16 protein-coding genes are annotated in these 16,614 nt (G+C 68.2%); 8 read left to right on the top strand and 8 right to left on the bottom strand.

All coding sequences use genetic code 11. The features are described from left to right. Nucleotides 1–305: 305 nt before the first annotated feature. The gene (locus ACZ7M3_RS05060) at nucleotides 306–1,361 is read right to left on the bottom strand and encodes an aldo/keto reductase (protein ID WP_472060819.1); all 1,056 of its coding nucleotides are present in this window, start codon (nucleotides 1,359–1,361) and stop codon (nucleotides 306–308) included. A 250-nt stretch (nucleotides 1,362–1,611) separates the two neighbouring features. On the opposite strand from ACZ7M3_RS05060, the gene ACZ7M3_RS05055 reads away from it, so the two are divergent. Further along, nucleotides 1,612–2,223 carry a TetR/AcrR family transcriptional regulator gene (locus ACZ7M3_RS05055; RefSeq protein WP_472060817.1) on the top strand — a complete coding sequence of 204 codons (612 nt, stop codon included), beginning with the start codon at nucleotides 1,612–1,614 and terminating at the stop codon, nucleotides 2,221–2,223. A 265-nt stretch (nucleotides 2,224–2,488) separates the two neighbouring features. Then, nucleotides 2,489–3,094, top strand: coding sequence for a TetR/AcrR family transcriptional regulator (locus ACZ7M3_RS05050; RefSeq protein WP_472060815.1), 606 nt, complete (start codon nucleotides 2,489–2,491; stop codon nucleotides 3,092–3,094). Between the two features lie 67 nt (nucleotides 3,095–3,161). Here ACZ7M3_RS05050 and ACZ7M3_RS05045 read toward each other — a convergent pair whose 3' ends face one another. The 3 genes from ACZ7M3_RS05045 to ACZ7M3_RS05035 all read right to left on the bottom strand — a co-directional run bounded on the left by ACZ7M3_RS05045 (nucleotide 3,162) and on the right by ACZ7M3_RS05035 (nucleotide 5,318). Then, complete coding sequence (locus ACZ7M3_RS05045) at nucleotides 3,162–4,220, bottom strand: LLM class flavin-dependent oxidoreductase (protein WP_472060813.1); 1,059 nt, start codon at nucleotides 4,218–4,220, stop codon at nucleotides 3,162–3,164. Beyond that, nucleotides 4,220–4,753, bottom strand: coding sequence for an SRPBCC family protein (locus ACZ7M3_RS05040; protein WP_472060812.1), 534 nt, complete (start codon nucleotides 4,751–4,753; stop codon nucleotides 4,220–4,222). Before ACZ7M3_RS05040 ends, ACZ7M3_RS05045 begins: the two co-directional genes overlap by 1 nt. Nucleotides 4,754–4,868: 115 nt before the next feature. Beyond that, nucleotides 4,869–5,318, bottom strand: coding sequence for a winged helix-turn-helix transcriptional regulator (locus ACZ7M3_RS05035; protein WP_472060810.1), 450 nt, complete (start codon nucleotides 5,316–5,318; stop codon nucleotides 4,869–4,871). Between the two features lie 156 nt (nucleotides 5,319–5,474). On the opposite strand from ACZ7M3_RS05035, the gene ACZ7M3_RS05030 reads away from it, so the two are divergent. Next, on the top strand, nucleotides 5,475–6,371 hold the full coding sequence (locus ACZ7M3_RS05030) for an SDR family oxidoreductase (RefSeq protein WP_472060808.1): 897 nt from the start codon (nucleotides 5,475–5,477) through the stop codon (nucleotides 6,369–6,371). Between the two features lie 33 nt (nucleotides 6,372–6,404). Here the strand turns inward: ACZ7M3_RS05030 and ACZ7M3_RS05025 are convergent, their stop codons facing one another. Next, on the bottom strand, nucleotides 6,405–7,088 hold the full coding sequence (locus ACZ7M3_RS05025; protein ID WP_472060806.1) for a TetR/AcrR family transcriptional regulator: 684 nt from the start codon (nucleotides 7,086–7,088) through the stop codon (nucleotides 6,405–6,407). 336 nt (nucleotides 7,089–7,424) lie between these two features. Between ACZ7M3_RS05025 and ACZ7M3_RS05020 the strand changes: the two genes are divergently transcribed. The 3 genes from ACZ7M3_RS05020 to ACZ7M3_RS05010 are packed head-to-tail and all read left to right on the top strand — an operon-like array spanning nucleotide 7,425 to nucleotide 10,831. Continuing rightward, the gene (locus tag ACZ7M3_RS05020; protein WP_472060805.1) at nucleotides 7,425–8,393 is read left to right on the top strand and encodes an enoyl-CoA hydratase/isomerase family protein; all 969 of its coding nucleotides are present in this window, start codon (nucleotides 7,425–7,427) and stop codon (nucleotides 8,391–8,393) included. Between the two features lie 6 nt (nucleotides 8,394–8,399). After that, entirely contained in the window at nucleotides 8,400–9,323 is a 924-nt protein-coding gene (locus tag ACZ7M3_RS05015; protein WP_472060803.1) for an alpha/beta hydrolase, read from the top strand. Between the two features lie 35 nt (nucleotides 9,324–9,358). Continuing rightward, nucleotides 9,359–10,831 carry a class I adenylate-forming enzyme family protein gene (locus tag ACZ7M3_RS05010; RefSeq protein ID WP_472060801.1) on the top strand — a complete coding sequence of 491 codons (1,473 nt, stop codon included), beginning with the start codon at nucleotides 9,359–9,361 and terminating at the stop codon, nucleotides 10,829–10,831. A gap of 357 nt (nucleotides 10,832–11,188) precedes the next feature. Here ACZ7M3_RS05010 and ACZ7M3_RS05005 read toward each other — a convergent pair whose 3' ends face one another. From ACZ7M3_RS05005 to ACZ7M3_RS04995, 3 genes are all read right to left on the bottom strand, one after another. Then, nucleotides 11,189–12,250: an alpha/beta fold hydrolase gene (locus ACZ7M3_RS05005; RefSeq protein WP_472060799.1), complete on the bottom strand. Its 1,062-nt coding sequence runs from the start codon at nucleotides 12,248–12,250 to the stop codon at nucleotides 11,189–11,191. A 134-nt stretch (nucleotides 12,251–12,384) separates the two neighbouring features. Then, a complete protein-coding gene (locus tag ACZ7M3_RS05000; protein WP_355310759.1) occupies nucleotides 12,385–12,915 on the bottom strand; it encodes a 2,4'-dihydroxyacetophenone dioxygenase family protein in 531 nt (176 codons plus the stop codon). A 93-nt stretch (nucleotides 12,916–13,008) separates the two neighbouring features. Further along, the gene (locus ACZ7M3_RS04995; RefSeq protein ID WP_355310758.1) at nucleotides 13,009–14,091 is read right to left on the bottom strand and encodes a zinc-binding dehydrogenase; all 1,083 of its coding nucleotides are present in this window, start codon (nucleotides 14,089–14,091) and stop codon (nucleotides 13,009–13,011) included. A 199-nt stretch (nucleotides 14,092–14,290) separates the two neighbouring features. Here ACZ7M3_RS04995 and ACZ7M3_RS04990 point away from each other — a divergent pair, with 199 nt between their 5' ends. Then, nucleotides 14,291–15,355: an AraC family transcriptional regulator gene (locus tag ACZ7M3_RS04990; protein WP_472060797.1), complete on the top strand. Its 1,065-nt coding sequence runs from the start codon at nucleotides 14,291–14,293 to the stop codon at nucleotides 15,353–15,355. A 98-nt stretch (nucleotides 15,356–15,453) separates the two neighbouring features. Further along, nucleotides 15,454–15,948, top strand: coding sequence for a winged helix-turn-helix transcriptional regulator (locus ACZ7M3_RS04985; RefSeq protein WP_472060796.1), 495 nt, complete (start codon nucleotides 15,454–15,456; stop codon nucleotides 15,946–15,948). The last annotated feature ends 666 nt before the right edge of the window (nucleotides 15,949–16,614 follow it).

Raw genomic sequence — 16,614 nt, 5'->3', positions numbered from 1 at the left:
CGCCGACAGGCCGGTGCCACGGTCGCCGACGCCCTGCGCCAGCCGGGGGAGTTCGCGGGAGGCGGGGGCGAGGCCCCACGCTGCCAGTGGTCGGTTCGGCGGCGGACCGCAGAACCGGTGGGCGAGATGGCCGCGCGTCGACGCACTATCGGTTCCTGGCGGAAATCGATCGACACGATGGGGCCGTGACGGCAGGGCAGGACCAGCAGTGGCCCCGGCGGACGGTTCCGCCCCGGACCGTGCGCGTGATACGGAACGCAAGGCGGCGTCAACGGCCCGGGGCCACCGGCGGCAGGATCCGCGACTCAGGCCGCGGGCACGGCGGGCTGGGTGATGAGAGCGGCGTCACCGCCCTGGACGGCGTCACGGACGCCGGCGATCGCCTCGTGAGGCACGCCGAGAGGGACTGCGCTGACGTCGGACAGGCGGGCCAGCTGCTTCGGTGAGAGTTGCACGTCCAGGGCGCCCAGGTAGTCGTCGAGCTGCGCGAGGTTGCGCGGGCCGATGATCGGGACGAACGAGGTGGACGCCTGGGCGGCACGCTCACGGACCCAGGCCACCGCCACCTGGGCGGGCGTCACGCCGGTTTCCTCGGCGACGGCCAGGACGGAGTCGACGACGGCGGTCTTCTGTTCGGTGCTCTCGGTGTGGATGACCGCCTTGAGATCGGTCAGCCTCCCCTCGCTGCTGCCGCGGTACTTGCCGGTGAGCAACCCACCACCGAGCGGGGACCACAGGGCCGCGCCCAGTCCCAGGCTCTCGGCCATCGGCAGCAGTTCGCGGTCGGCGGTCCTTTCGACGAGGCTGTACTCGATCTGGATGCCCGCGACCGGTGCCCAGTTCTTCAGGTCCGCAAGAGTGGCGGCGCGGGAGACACGCCATGCGGGGAAGTTGGACAGGGCGGCGTGGAGGATCTTGCCGGAGCTGACCAGGTCGTCCAGCCCGCGCAGGATCTCCTCCATGGGCGTGAGGTCGTCGGGGAAGTGGACCCAGTACAGGTCGATGTAGTCGGTGCCGAGTCGCTTCAGGCTCGCCTCCAGCGAAGCGACCATGTTCTTACGGCTGTTGCCCGTCCTGGAGATACCGGGTCGCGGAGCGGCCCCGTTGGTGAACTTGGTGGCCAGGACGAAGTGGTCCCGGTCGGCGGCGATGAACTTCCCCACCAGTTCCTCCGACTCGCCGAACTGGTAGCCGTCCGCGGTATCGAGAAACGTACCGCCGGCCTCGGCGAACCTGTCGAACATCCGGCGCGACTCGTCCGGCTCCGCACCGGCACCCCAGCCGGTGCCGAAGTTCCCCGTGCCAAGTGCGTACTCGGAAACGCGCAGTCCTGTCCGTCGTCCGAAGGTCGTGTAACGCATCAGGTCTCCTTGGTGCTGATCTCGCATCGATCGTCGGGACGGGTGGTGGCGGGTGAGCCGCCGGTCAGGACGATGGCCCTGCGGGGGCGGTCGGGGTCGCCGAGCGCGCCAGGGACGGATGCGACGCCGACGAACCACCCATCCGCGTGCGGCGCGATGCGGAGGTTTGGTTAAGTAAGACGATCGGTGTACTTAGGAGTACCGTAGCTGGCCCATCGGCCTATGTAAAACGATCGGTATCCTTAAGCCTGTGACCGAAACTCATCCCATACGCCGGCGTCGCGGGCGTGGCGCCCGGGAGCGGATCCTCAGGGCGGCGACCGAGCTGTTCACGGCTCAGGGGATCAACGCGACGGGGATGGATCAGCTGTCGACCGTCGCCGAAGTGTCGAAGCGCACGCTCTACGCGCATTTCCCCAGCAAGGACGAGCTCGTCGGGGCATATCTGCAGTCCCTGGTGGACGATCTCCTACCGGTCCCCCCGTCGCCCGACCGGCCGGCACCGAGCCCGCGTGAGCAGCTTCTCGCCGTCTTCGACTGGAAGCCGCCGGAAACCACCGCTCCGTTCCGGGGGTGCCCATTCCTGAACGTCAGCGTCGAGGTGTCCGACCCCGGGCACTCCGCCCGTCAGCTGGCCGCGGCGTACAAGAAGGAGTTCGCCAGCCGCCTCACGGACATCGCACGGCAGGCCGGGGCCGCCGAACCGGAGACCCTGGGTGAGCAACTGGCGCTGCTCTTCGACGGCGCGGCCGCACGCGGCACCGCGCTCAACAGCGGCCACACCGGCGCCTGCGCACGAGGCATCGCAGAATCACTGATCAACGCCGCCCTCAGCGACATCGGCCCAGCATCCCCGAGATGATGTCGGCGACATCCCACGCGACGTCGTCACCATCCGTGCCGGACGGACCTCTATGGGAGCAGGCACGTGACTCCATCGGTTCCCAGGACAGCTCGGGGCATGCCCCCTCCGCCAGGAGACACCGTCGGCCATGGGGATGCCGGTGTGCCATGCGTCGATGCGGAGGACGCCGACGCGGCAGATCATTTCGTGCTCCTCACGCGACCCGAACGCCAACTCGCCGGGCGAGTGGGCGGAGCGGATGAGAGGGCCAAACCGACGACAGATGTACGCGGAGCAGACCCGGGCGGACCTGGTGGCGGCCGCGTGCAGACTGTTCGTCGACAACGGGTTCGCGGGCACGTCGGTCGAGGCCATCACCGGGGCGGCGCTGGTGAGCAAGGGCACCTTCTACCACCACTTCCCCGACAAGAAGGCGATGTTCGCCGAGCTCTACACGGAGCTGATCGAGCAGGTCGGAACCCTGGGCGACGCGACGTCCGAGGCGGTCCGTGCCACGCCGGACCAGCCCGCCATGACCGCCGTGTCCAACCTCACGCACGCCTTCCTACGGCGAACCCTCGACGACCCCCTGCATCGTGAGCTGATGGCGCAGGCACCCTCGGTCCTGGGGCAGCAGTACCGGCACATCAATGACACCGTCGCCCAGCCGCCGATCGAACGGCTGCTGACCGTTCTGGCCGAACGCGGTGATCTGCAACCGGACGTGCCCGTCGCCACGGTCGCCCGACTACTGTTGTCCGCCCTGTGCGAGGGCAATCAGATCATCGCCGCCGCGGCGGACCGGGAAGCCGCCCTGACCAGGACGTTCCGTGCGATCACCCTGCTGATCTCGGGCCTGGCCGCCGACGGCGTCAACGCCCGCAGTTGAACTGAACCGGGGCTTCGTGGACGGGGGCCGGTGCGTAGCGGCCCTCCTCGGCCGCCATGGCCCGGCGCTACCGTGCGGCCTCGCCTTCAATGTCGCGGACCAGGTCGATGGCCCGACCCAGAGTGGTGAGCCGGGCATCCAGGGTCTCCCCGGCCGGATAGAACCGAACGGTGTCGACACCGGCGTCGCGCCACACCCGCAGCCGCTCGCGCACCATGCCCTCGGTTCCGATCAGCGTGGTCGCCAGCACCATCTCGTCGGTGACCAGACCGGCCGCGCCGTCCCGGTCCCCGGCCTGCCAACGCGTCCGGACGTCGGACGCCACCTCGGCCCATCCCTGGCGGCTGTAGGCGTTGTTGTAGAAGTTGGTGCTCGCTGAGCCCATGCCGCCGAGGCTGAAGGCCAGCTCCTTCTTGCGTCCGGCCACCATCGCGCGCAACGCGCCCTCGTCCTCCGCGAAGGCAACCTCGGCACCCTGGCAGATGTCGAGGTCGGAGCGGGTGCGACCGGCGGCGGCCAGGCCCTGGTCCAGGTGGTCGAAGTAGGCCTCCTTGGCGCCCTCGGGTACGAAACTAGTGCCCAGCCAGCCGTCGGCGATCTCACCGGTCAGCTGCAGCATCTTCGGCGAGAGGGTCGCGAGGTAGACGGGGATGTCGTACTCGGCACGCATCGACAGACGCATGGGTTTCGCCTCGCCCGGCAGCGGGATCTGGAACTCCCGCCCTGCGTAGGAGACCTTTTCCCCGGAGGCTGCCTGTCGCACGATCGCGACGGTCTCGCGCATCCGTGACAGCGGCCGGTCGAAGGGCACGCCGTGCAGTCCTTCGATCACCTGCGGTCCTGAGGGGCCCAATCCGAGGAGGAAGCGCCCCTGGGAGATCTGCGACAGCGTGATCGCGGCGCGGGCGATGGCCATCGGCGTACGGGTGCCGAGCTGGATGATTCCCGATCCGAGAAGCAGGCGCTCGGTCTTCGCGGCGAGGTAGCCCAGCGGCGAGGGCGCCTCGGAGCCCCACGCCTCCGCCACCCAACAGATGTCCAGACCGAGTTTCTCCGCCTCGGTCACGTAGTCGACGATCTCCCGCCAGTCGCCCCCGGAGGCTTCGATCGTGGTGGAGGTACGCATCAGAGACCCGCCTCGCTCGAGGTCTGGGCACTCTCGGCCAGCTTCTTGATCTCTTCGAGCGTGACCGCCATGTTGGCCTCGAACTCCCGCATCCGTACGAAGACGATCTTCTGCTCCTTGTCCGGCATGCGATCGATGGCGAAGGAGAGGCCTGAACGCGCCGGTCCCATCTGCATCCATTCCCGCAGCAGAGTGCCGCCGTCCTGTGGCTCCAACGTGAACCGCCAGATTGCCGTCGGGTGCCGCGGATCCTCGACCGCCCAGGCGAGCACCGTCGTCGGCTCGTACTCGACGACGTGGGACGTGGTGGCCCACTCCCCCAACGCGTCATGCTTGCTTCGGCCGATGAATCGGGCTCCCAGCGCGGGGCCGCTGCGGCCGTCCAGCCATTCCACCGACTGCAGCTCGGAGCTCATACGCGGCATCAGCTCGATGTCGGAGACCAGCGTCCACACCTGTGTCGGCGGGGCGGCGATCCACGTGTGGACCTCAACTGTCGGCCTGTCCGCATAGCGCGCGCCTGTCCACTCCATGATCCTGCGGCCTCCCTGCCCCTACCGAGAACCCTCACATGAGGTACTGACCAGTAAAGTTGCGTAGATAGACTTGCTTGTCAAGGGTGCACACAGGCACCGCGGAACTACCGAGTCAGTCCGCGAAGCGCTCCCGCACATCCGGCCGCTCGGCCAGATGCGGTGGATAGCCGGGGCCCATCCGGGGGCGGGTGTTGTCCGCGGTCATCGGCTCGCCGCAGGCGGCGCACACCACCTCGGCATGGGTCTCCTGCCCGCACACATCGTGGTGCATGGACACCGGCGGTCCCGCTTCACCGGCCAGCCAGAGGTCTCCCCACCGGTTCATCACCAGCAGCACGCCGTAGAAGTCGCGCCCCATCTCTGTGAGCACATAGTCGAACCGGACCGGCTCCGTCTGGTACGGCCGCTTCTCCAGCAGCCCCTCCTCCACCAGTCGGCGCAGCCGGTCCGTCAGCGTGTTGCGGGCGATCCCCAGCGACTCCTGGAACGCGTCGAACCGCCGGATCCCGTAGAACGCCTCACGCAGCACCAATGGCGTCCACCAGTCACCGAGCAAGTCCATGGTCCGCGCGATCGAGCAAGGCCACTGTGCAAAGGATGTCCGCCTCATGACAGCCAGCATAGGTTCGTCCAGTCGTGAGACCCAGCAGTTGCGACGCGCGCGGCCGATGCGTACCACGGTCTTGCGTTCTGCTAATAACGAAGTTATGTTGCCGCCATGAAACGTGACTTGGTGGGCAGAAAACTGGTTGTCACCGGCGCGGCACGGGGCATCGGCGAGAAGGTCGCGCGCCTTGCCGCCTCCCGGGGCGCTCGGGTGACCCTGATCGGACTGGAGCCCGATCGGCTCCGTGACCTCGCCCGCGATCTGGGCCCCACCGCTTCCTGGCGCGAGGCCGACGTGCGCGACGGCGCCGCCCTGCGGTCGGCGATCGATGACGCCGCGGAGATCATGGACGGCATCGACCTCGTCGTCGCCAATGCCGGCGTCGTGGCGTACGGGACGGTGCGACAGACGGACGAGGCATCGTTCGAACGGGTCATGGACATCAATCTGAACGGCGTGTTCCGCACCCTCAAGTACGCGACGCCCCATCTGGAGCGCAGCCGAGGCCACGTGCTGGTCGTGGCCTCGGCGCTGTCGTTCATGCCGCTGGCCGCGATGGCGTCGTACGGCGCGAGCAAGGCCGCGGCCGAGCTGCTCGCTCTGACCTACCGCCAGGAGGTGGCGCATCTCGGGGTCACGGTCGGCCTGGTACACCCCTCCTGGATCGACACGGACCTCGTCCGGGGCGCCGAGGCGGACCTCCCCTCGTTCCAGGGCCTGCGTCGACGGCTGCCCTATCCGGGCAACGTCACCACGAGCGCCGACCGGGCGGCTGCCGCGATCGTCGACGGGCTCGTACGCCGACGCAGCCGTGTGTACGTCCCGCGCGCGGTCGTCGTGGCCAACTGGGCGAAGGCGGCGATGAACTCGCCGCTGGCGTGGCCCTGGGCGAGGCGCTTCGCGGCCCGGGCGGTTCCGTCCCTCGAACGTGAGGTCGCGGCGCTGGGGAGGCATGACCAAGTCACGCCGGGCACCGATGCCTCCACCACGGAAGCCAGGTCGTCCTAACCGCGCACGCGGCGGCGCCCGGCACCCGGATTCTCACCGGCCTTGAACGATCGAGTCGTACAGGCGCGCCCCCGCCTCGTGCGAGGCCTCGGCGCGTTCTCGCCGGTCGCCCAGACCGACCGAGAAGTTCACGCCCATCGGCAGCAGCACCTGCACCACCGCGTCCTCGAACTCGACGAAGTGCTCGGCCAACTCGAGAGTGATGTAGCCATGCACCAGACTCCACAGCTGGGCAGCTATGACCTCGGGTACCTGCCGCTCGACCCTGCCGGAACCCACGAGCCGTTGACACGTTGCGAGAACATGGGCGTGGGCGTCTCGGAAGGCCGGCGAATGCCCGCTCAGACGAAGGTCCGCCTCCGACAGTGGCCGGTATGTCGCACGCGTGGACAGCCCGAACATCAGGTCGTACAAGTGCGGGTTCTCGCGGGCCACTCGACGACAGGTCAAGGCCATGGCAAAGAGTTCCGCAATCGGGTCGTCTGTCACCGGCACCTGGGCAAACGCACTGCCGAGCTCCTTGAACCCGTGGTCGGCAACGGCTCGCATCAGTTCGGGGATCCCACCGAAGTGGCTGTAGACCACCATCGTCGACAGTCCGCTCGCGGACGCCACCGAGCGCGCCTTGACGGCCGACGGACCCTGTTCGGCCAGCAGACCGATGGCGGCCCGCACGAGCCGCTCCGGCGCGTCATCGACCTTCGCCCGCCCTGACACGTCTCTCACGCCTCCACCTGAATCAACAAATCAGCAGTCGACAACGAGCCTCAGACCGCCCGCCCTTGTGGCGATTGACACACGTCAGATAACTTGGTTATCTGATCCGTCGAGGCAATAGTACACATTACGAGTGACGTGTCGCCTCGGGCACAGGCGCCCATCCCTGGATGCATCTTCGCGCGCTGCCACAGATTCCTGCCGCCGGTACGGACACCACCCGCCATGCCGTTCCAGCCGCACCGCTGCGACACGCATCCGCAGCCGCCCACACACACGTACTTTGCACTCCCCATGAACTCAGCACGGGACGCACTCAGCACGGGAGCAGAATTCATGCACTACGAAGACAAGGGTTATCTGGAGATCGAAGACCGTGGGGCCGTCCTGATCGTCCGGGTCGACGGCGGCCCGCACCAGGTGTTCGGCCTCGACATCGCCAATCAGGTGGACGCGCTGGTGAACCGGGTCGACCGCGATCCGAACATCCGTGCCGTCGTCTTCACCGGAGCGCATCCCGACCGGTTCGTCAGCCATGCCGCGGTCCGCTGGCTGCAGGAAGAGGGCGCCGCCAGCCCTACGGTGGGCCGACGCGGTGCTTCCGCCGTGGCTCGCGTCGCCAGGGGCGCCGACCGGGCACGCGTTCTGGAGCCCGTGGTGAGCAGGACCCCGCTGCGAGGCGCCGTCCAACTCGACCGCCTGCACGCCACGTTCCTGCGGATGAATGCCAGCGGAGTCATCTTCGTCGCCGCCCTCAACGGTTCGGCGCTCGGCCTCGGCGCGGAATTCGCCTGGGCGTGCGATCTGCGCGTCATGGCTGACGGTGACTTCTTCATCGGCCAGCCGGAGATCCTCCTCGGCATCATTCCGGGCGGTGGTGGTACGCAGCGGCTGACCCGCCTGATCGGCACTCACAAGTCCCTGGTCGCCATCCTTGAGGGGAAACCGTTCACGCCCGAGGAGGCCCTCGCCAACGGAGCCGTCGACGAGGTCGTGCCACAGGACGAGGTGGTCGCGAGGGCGACCGCACTCGCGGAACGCTTCGGCGCACGGCCCAAGGGGTCCGTCGCGGCTGCCAAGAGGTCGGTGTACTTCGGTGGCTCGATGTCACTGCCGGAAGGGCTGCACGTCGAGCGCACCGAGTTCTTCACCAGAGTCATGTCGAAGGATGGTCAGGAACTCATGCTCGACTACATCGCGACGACCGCTACCACCGGCGAGCTCCCGCTCTACAACCCGGACACGTACGAACAGGCGCTCGCCTTGGGCAGCGTGCCCGGGCACCGCTCGAAGAACGGACGGTGAGCCGATATGACCGCTCCTCAGCCCTTCACCCGTCACGACATCACGTTCCCCTCCAACGACAGCACCTGCGCCGGGTGGCTCTACCTCCCCACGGGCGTCGCCTCCCCGCCCGTCGTCATCCTCGGGCACGGCCTGGGCGCCACCCGCGAGATGCGCCTGGATGCCTTCGCCGAGCGTTTCGCACAGGCCGGCATCGCCGCCCTCGCCTTCACCTATCGGCACTTCGGCGACAGTGGCGGCCACCCTCGCCAACTCCTTTCGATCAAGCGTCAGCTCGCCGACTGGGACGCCGCCATCGCCTACGTCAAGGCCCGCCGTGACGTCGACCGCGCACGCGTCGCGGTGTGGGGCAGCTCCTTCGGCGGCGGCCACGCCATCACCGTCGCCTCGCGCCATCCCGAACTCCGTGCGGCCGTGGCCCAGTGCCCCTTCACGGACGGTCTCGCCTCCGCGCTCGCGCTCGGCCCTGTCGCCTCACTCAGGATGACCCCCGTGCTCGCCCGGGATCTGGCGACCAGGGTCCGCGGCAGGGCGCCCGCGATGGTCCCCATCGCTGCCGCCCCGGGTTCACCGGCTCTCATGAACGCTCCGGACGCGCTGCCCGGATACGAGGCGCTGCTGCCGGCGGGGAAGACGTTCCGCAACGAGGTGGCGGCACGGGTCATTCCGACCATCGCCGCCTACCGGCCCGGGCGTGCGGCGAAGAAGGTCGCCATCCCGATCCTCTTCTGCGTCAGCAACACCGACTCCGTCACGCCTCCCGCCCAGACCCTCCGATACGCGCGCACCGCGCCCCGGGGAGAGATCAAGAGGTACGACGCCGGCCACTTCGACTTCTACACCGGCGAGACCTTCGAGGAACTGGTGGGCGACCAGACCGAGTTCCTCGCCAGCCAGCTGCAAGCGGCACCCGCCGCTCCGACTCCTTGACCGGATCGCATCACACCGAGACAGGTACGCCCGCCATGAATTACGCTTCCCTGCCCGACCGTCGCGCCGCTCTCGACCCCCATGGGGCCGCGGTCTCGGACGGGCGCCAGTCGCTCACGAACGCTCAGTTGCTGGACCGCGTCCGAACGGCAGCGCGCCGGCTCCAGGACCTCGGGATCGGTCCCGGCGACGTCGTGGCCCTCAAGCTCACGAACCGCGTCGAGTTCGTACTCCTGCTGTTCGCCGCCTGGCGGCTCGGCGCCACCATCACGCCGGTCAACCCGAGCATGACCGACGTCGAGGTGGTCCGACAGCTCAACGACTCCGGTGCACGCCTGCTGGTGGTCGAGGACGGTGCGGCCGTCGTGGTGGACGGTGTTGCCGTCCTCGCCATCGGCGAACTGCACGACGGAGCGGTGGGGTCGGATCAAGCGCCACATCTGGACTCATCCGCGCTGGCCCTCCTCATCTACACCAGTGGCACCACCGGCGTACCGAAGGGCGTGATGCTCGACCACGCCAATATCGACGCCATGACGGAGATGGGGCGCCGGTCGTTGGCGGTCGGGCCGACCGACCGTTGCCTGCTGATTCTGCCGCTCTTCCACGTCAACGGCATCGTGGTCAGCATCCTCACGCCGCTGCTCGTGGGCGCGAGCGTCGTCATCGCCGACCGGTTCAACCCCCAGACCTTCTTCGACGTCGTCGAGGATGAGCGCCCCACCTTCTTCAGCGCCGTACCGACGATCTACAGCATGCTCGCAGCGCTCCCGGACGATGTTCGACCCGACACATCGTCCCTGCGGTTCGGAGTATGCGGCGCGGCGCCCGCCTCCGCCGAGTTGCTGACCCGGTTCGAGGCCCGGTACGGGTTCCCTCTCGTCGAGGGGTACGGCCTGTCCGAAGGAACGTGCGGCTCCACCATCAACCCCGTCGCGGGCCCTCGACGCGCCGGAACCGTGGGGCTTCCCTTCCCCGGCCAGGAGATCCGGATCGTCGACGCCGACGGGACCGAGGTGGCGCCGGGATCGGCCGGTGAGGTCGTCGTGAGGGGCCCCAACATCATGCGTGGCTATCTCGGCCGTCCGGACGAGACAGCAAGAGTCATCGTCGACGGCTGGTTGCACACGGGCGATGTGGGCCACCTCGACGCCGAGGGTTATCTGACCCTGGTCGGGCGCTCGAAAGACATGATCATCCGTGGCGGCGAGAACATCTACCCCAAGGAGATCGAGGACGTGCTCACAGGCGCCCCGTCGGTACTCGAGGCCGCCGTGATCGGCGTACCCGACGAAAAGTGGGGAGAGGTGGTTGTCGCCTACGTCCAGTCTCGACCTGGCTCCACCGTCGATCCGTCGGAGCTGGAGGCCCGCTGCGCGCGCAGCCTGACCGGCTATAAGCGCCCGACCGCGTTCTTCGTGGTGGAAGCCATCGCGAAGAACGCGGTCGGCAAGATCGACAAAGCCTCGTTGCGGGCTGCCCACGCCGCAGTCTCTGCCCGGTCCTGATCGCGACACGGTGGACGCCGTGGGCTGTCTCGGGCGGCAGCCCGTGGCCCCGCCAGGGGCGAGTCCATTTCCGGGACGGCCGCAGCTTCACCACGCGCTCGGCCTGCTGCGGATATCGACGGGGTTGCCCGGCAGACGTCGCGTGACAGAAGTGCGCCGGCCCCGGAATGCCACCCGCGCTCGACGCATCTCTGTGGTCCACAGGCACCTCCAGCCGTGTCGGCGTGAGCGCCTCCCCCGTTTCCACCGATGGTGGCCGCGCGTCCTCCGAGGGGCTGGGCGGCGACGGCCCTCACCGTCGCCGCCCAGCCCGGTCCTTGTGCTCGCTCCCGGATCAGAGAGCGTCGAGGAACCGCATCAGAGACCGCCGAGGAAGGCGAGGAGTTCCCTGTTGACCGCTTCGGGCCGCTCCTGCTGGATCCAGTGCCCGCAGTCGGCCAGGATGACCGATCCTCGCAGGTCGTGGACCTTCTCCCCGATCCGGGCGATCGCCTCCTGGCTCCAGATCGTCGCCACGTCCCGGTCGCCCCCGACGAACAGTGCGGGCACGGTCACCGGCCTGTCCTGGTACTCCCCGAGGGCCTCCCAGTTCAGATCGACGGTCCGGTAGTAGTTCAGCGGGCCGGTCAGTCCCGAGTGCTCCAACTCAGCCACGAGGAAGTCCACCTCGTCCTGGCCGATCCAGTCGGGCAGCTTGTCCGGCAGTTCCAGCCGCGCGCCGAACCTCTCCGTCCGGGGCACGCACATCGTGCCCCGCACGAACTCCCGGAGAAGGTCCGGCGGGAGCGACGTGAGATCGACGCCGGCGAGCTCGGGCGGCAAGGGACGGTCCGCCGACAGGCTGTAGAGACCGCTGATGACCCACGACCGCACGTCCTCTTCGATCTCCTGCTCCGCAATGCCGCCGGGAAGCGAGAAGTACTCCTGGTAGAACAGCATGTCGGGGCCCGCCAGCTCGCGGAGGACCTCGCTCGGCCGTCGCTCGCCGAAGGGGTTGCCCGGCAGCCCTGCCTGCCCACGGCCGCCGAACGGCACGCTCAGCGCCACGACCCCGCGGAAGACGTCGGGCCGGGTCCACGCCGAGGCCCACGCCACCGGAGCTCCGTAGTCGTGTCCGACGATCACGGCGCTCGACTCGCCCAGGGCCTCGACCACACCGACGCAGTCCGCGACCGACTCGGTGATCCGGTACGCGGCCACGTCGACGGGCTTGGACGACCGGCCGTATCCCCGCATGTCCATCGCCACGGCGCGATAGCCGGCCTCGGAGAGCGCGTCCATCTGGTGCCGCCACGAGTGCCAGGACTCGGGAAAGCCATGGACCATCAGGACGATCGGGCCGGACGTCCCGGCGATCCGCAGGTGGATGCGCTGTCCGTTGACCCGGACGGTGCGCTCTTCCCATTCAGAGAGGGGCATTTGCGGCCTCCATGTCGCTCTTGCGTGCAGAAACGTTTCTTCGGTGCGACACGGTCCCGTCGTGCCGCACCGAGCAAGGACGGTGCGGGCATCGATCCGCCGCTTCGACTTCGATGCCCGCACCGCCGGTCCGATTACGCGTCGCTGAACTTCGCCGTCCCACCGGTCAGGTACTTGATGGCACCAAGACCTTGAGCCTGCGCACACTGCTCCGTCAGCTTCTGGACGGTGACCGCGTCGAGGACCGAGTGGAACTGACCCTCGTCGGTGAAGCCGACGTTGGCTCCGTACACGATGAACAACACGACCGTGGGCTCGGTGGTCGTCTCCGGCACGGCGAAGGTGTGGACCGAGGAGGCCGGCTCATAGAGGTACGACCCGGCGGTCTGAGGCTGGTCCGCGTACTCCTTGTAGATCCACTCCCCCTTCAGGGTGTAACCGTGCACCGGACCGGTGTGAAGGTGGATGGGCAGTTCCACACCGGGGGCGAAGGTGCCGATGATCACCCACACCCCTACCTCGGGGTCGAGGAACAGCGGCTGGAAGTCGATGCCGGGCCCCAGAGAGTCCTTCAGGACGGGGATCTCGTTCACGTTGACCGTGAGCAGCTCGGTCTGCGGGAGCGAGACGACAGGGACCTTGTTCGCGGTCAGTTCGGCGGTCATGGCGGGTGCCTGCTTTCTCATGATTGCCGCGGCCCACCGGCGTGGGTCCCACCGTCGGCAGTCGGCGGGAGGGCGGCTCGGACACGGATCAGTTCACGGAAGGACGATGATCTTGGCGTCCTTCTCGGGGTCGGCGAGCCTCGTGAACGCCTCAGGCACGTCGTCGAGCGCGACACGACTGGTGATGAACGCCTCGACCTGCAGCTCCCCGTCGGCGATGTGCCCCAGGGCCTGTGCGAACTCCTCAGGCGTGTAGGAGATGCAGAAGGCCAGGTCGATCTCCTTCATGATCGCGAAGCTCGGGTAGAAGGAGTCCTGCACCATGCACAGGCCCGCGACGACGACCTTCGAACAGGGCGCTGCTCCGGCCAGGATCTGCTGGATGATGCCGGGGACACCGACGCACTCGAAGATGACCGACGGACGGTGACCCCCGCCCGGGAACATCGGGGTCTGGCGGCCCCACTGCGTCGCATCGGAGGAAGCGGCGACCTCCTGCCAGGACTCGTAGGGCGACGTCTCGCGAGGGTCGACCACGACGTCGGCGCCGAGGGCGGTGGCCATCGCCCTGCGCGACGGCGAGAAGTCCGACGCCACGATCGGGCCGATGCCCCGCATCTTCAGGACGGCGATCACCGCGAGTCCGATGGGGCCGCAGCCGATCACGAGCGGCACGTCGTCGGGTCCCAGGCCGCCGCGGTTGACGGCGTGCAGAGCGACCGCGAGCGGTTCGGCGAGAGTCGCGATGTCGTTGGGCACGTGGTCGGGCACCGGAACGAGGAGATCCTCGGACAGGAGCATGTACTCGGCGTACGCACCCGGGGTACCGGGACCCCCGAAGCCGATGGTGACGGGTTCCGGCCGGAGGAGGAACGGCACTGATACGACCCGGCTGCCGGGGGCGAGCGTCTCACGGCAGCCGGGGCCGTACTCGACGACCTCGGCGCAGAACTCGTGGCCCAGGACGACCGGCTCGTCCAGCTTGAACAGCTCTACTCCCGCTGCCTCCTTGGCGCTGTCCAGCAGCTGGGCGCCATGGGTGACACAGTGCAGGTCGCTGCCGCAGATGCCCGCCGCGAGGACCTTGACGAGGGCCTCTCCGGGGCCGGGCTGCGGGAGCGGTGCCTCGACCACCTCGAGGCCGCTGTTGATCATGACGACTGCTTTCATCGACATGAGATGCTCCTCGCGCCGGCGTCGCAGCGATCGCTGGTGACGAGGGTTTGTCGTGCATGAGCGTTGTTTTGCATGGCTCTGTCTGCTTCCTCGAAGACGGAGATCGTCACGCTGGCGAGGTGACGCCGATGAGGATGCTGGCACCGACGAAGGCGCTGGAACTTGTCCTGATGCGACTATTAGTTGACACTTGGCGACTGTGACCATCCTGATTCGTGGTCTCGCGCTGCTCAACGTCGCCGAGCTGGTGTCCAGCCTCGGCGGCGACCCCGACGCCCTCATGCGCTCGCACGGCGTCGACCCCGCGGCCGCCGGTGACTACGACACGTTTCTCCCCTACTCCTCCGTGGCCGCCGTGATCGGAGACGCGGCCCAGGAGCTCCGCTGCCCCGATTTCGGGATGCGACTGGCCCGCAGGCAGGGCATCCAGATGCTGGGTCCCGTCGCGGTCATCATCCGCAACGCGGAAACCGTGGCGGCGGCGATCGACGGAGTCTCGCGGTGCCTGCACCACCTCGCGCCGCCCGACTCCACCGAGCTGATCCGCGAGCCGCAGGCGGCGATCTTCACGTTCTCGACGAACCTGCGACGGCTCGCCCATCGCGACCAGATGGTCGAGAAGGGCCTCGGCATCGCGATGGACGCCTTCCGGTTGATGCTCGGGGAGAGCTTCGTTCCGCTGCGGGTCACCCTGCAGCACCGCCGCGTCGCACCCATGGCGAGCTATCGCGAGATGTTCGGGTGTCCCATCGAGTTCGAGCAGGAGGTCAACTCCGTACTCCTGCCCCCTCACTCGTTGAACCAGCCGATCCGCGGTCGGGACGCTGCGGCACTGGCCCTGGCCGAGAACTACCTCGCCGGCATACGGCCCGACCTGGCGGTCGCCGATCACGTGCGCGGCATGACCCAACGGCTTCTGGTCGTCAACCAGGCCGACCTGGTCGCGGTCGCCAGGGCGATGTCCCTGCACCCGCGGGTGCTCCAGCGCAGGCTCGCCGAATCGGGCACGTCCTTCGAGGAGATCCTCGACGACGTGCGGCGCGACATGGCGTGGGACCTCTCCGCCACCGGCATACAGATCTCCCAGATCTCGACCATGCTCGGCTACTCCGAGACCAGCAGCTACACGCGAGCCTGCCGACGGTGGTACGGAGAATCACCGAGGCAACTGCGCGCGCGCCGACGCGGCGCGCCACAGTCCGCGCCGACCCAGCCGTCTCAAGCACGCGAAGCGGCAAGGCCGACGCCGCCCACCTCGACGTGATCGTGCGGGGCCGGCCGATCGTCCTGTTGCTGTATCGGTTCGCTCTACCGGTGACTCACAGCGTCGGGTGCCCGATGCCTCATCCGTAGACTTCCATCATGGAACGGAAGAGCTTTCAGGACATGAGCTGCCCGGTCGCGCTGGCGCTGGAGCGGGTCGGCGAGTGGTGGAGCATCCTCATCCTGCGCGACGCGACACACGGCATCACCCGGTTCGACGGGTTCCAGAAGAGCCTGGGCATCTCACCGAACTCCCTCACCCGCCGACTCGGCGCCCTCGTCGAGGCCGGCCTCCTCGAACGCCGGCGCTACAGCGAACGTCCTCCGCGGTACGAGTACGTACTCACCGACGCCGGACACGCGTTCCGCCCGGTACTCATCGCCCTGTACGCCTTCGGCATCGACCACTTCACCCCGGCGGCGCCGAACGTCCGTCTGGTGGACAAGGAATCAGGCATCGACGTCGATCCGCTGCTGATCGACCGCGCGACCGGCCACCCCATCGACGAGGAGCACACCACGTTCCTGCCGGGACCGTCCGCGGACGAGCGACTCCGAGCCGTCCTCGCGCAGAGGAACGAGCAAGCCTCGTGAGCCCACCGTGACTTCCGTCACGACAACCAGTTACTTGCATGATGGTAGTGACTCTCCTACTGTGACCCCTTGAGCCCGCAAGCGAGCGTGAGCACGTGGGCGGCCCGCTCGGGTCAGACGGCCGAGCACCGCTCCACCGGCCGCCGCCAAGGCGGGGGCAGTCACACGACGAGGTGTGCCATGAGCGCTTCTGCAAGCGTCCGAGCCGTCCATCAACACCGCGCAACGATCACGTCGAGCCGCCGGAGTGACCGGTTACGGCTCAACCGGAGTCAACAACCCGCCGTCACCCGGCAGTTCCTTCCCGTGGGCGCTGGACGGACCGTCACCACGGACACCGGAGGCGTTGCCCCCGCCGTGACCGGCAACAACGACACAGGTAGTGCTGGGGCGCCGTACCACTGGGCGGTCAACTACCCGACACCGTACGGCCGTTGAACACCTCCAGCGAGAGCACCGACTCACCGTCGCCGTCCCTCGCTCGGACCTGACGGACGAGCCCTGCCCGCGTCGGCACCCACCCGGAACACCGACCGTGGAGTTACCCGCGCTCTCCTGACGCTACAGGTCAGTCCCGTGAACGTCCCCGCCCGTCAGTGACCCCCGTGCCCTGGGCTTCCACGACATCAAGCCTGAACCCCAGCGCCCCTCGGCATCACCAGTCGA

Source organism: Streptomyces sp. NPDC111656 (genome assembly GCF_055656965.1).
This window is presented reverse-complemented; position numbering and strand designations above follow the sequence as displayed.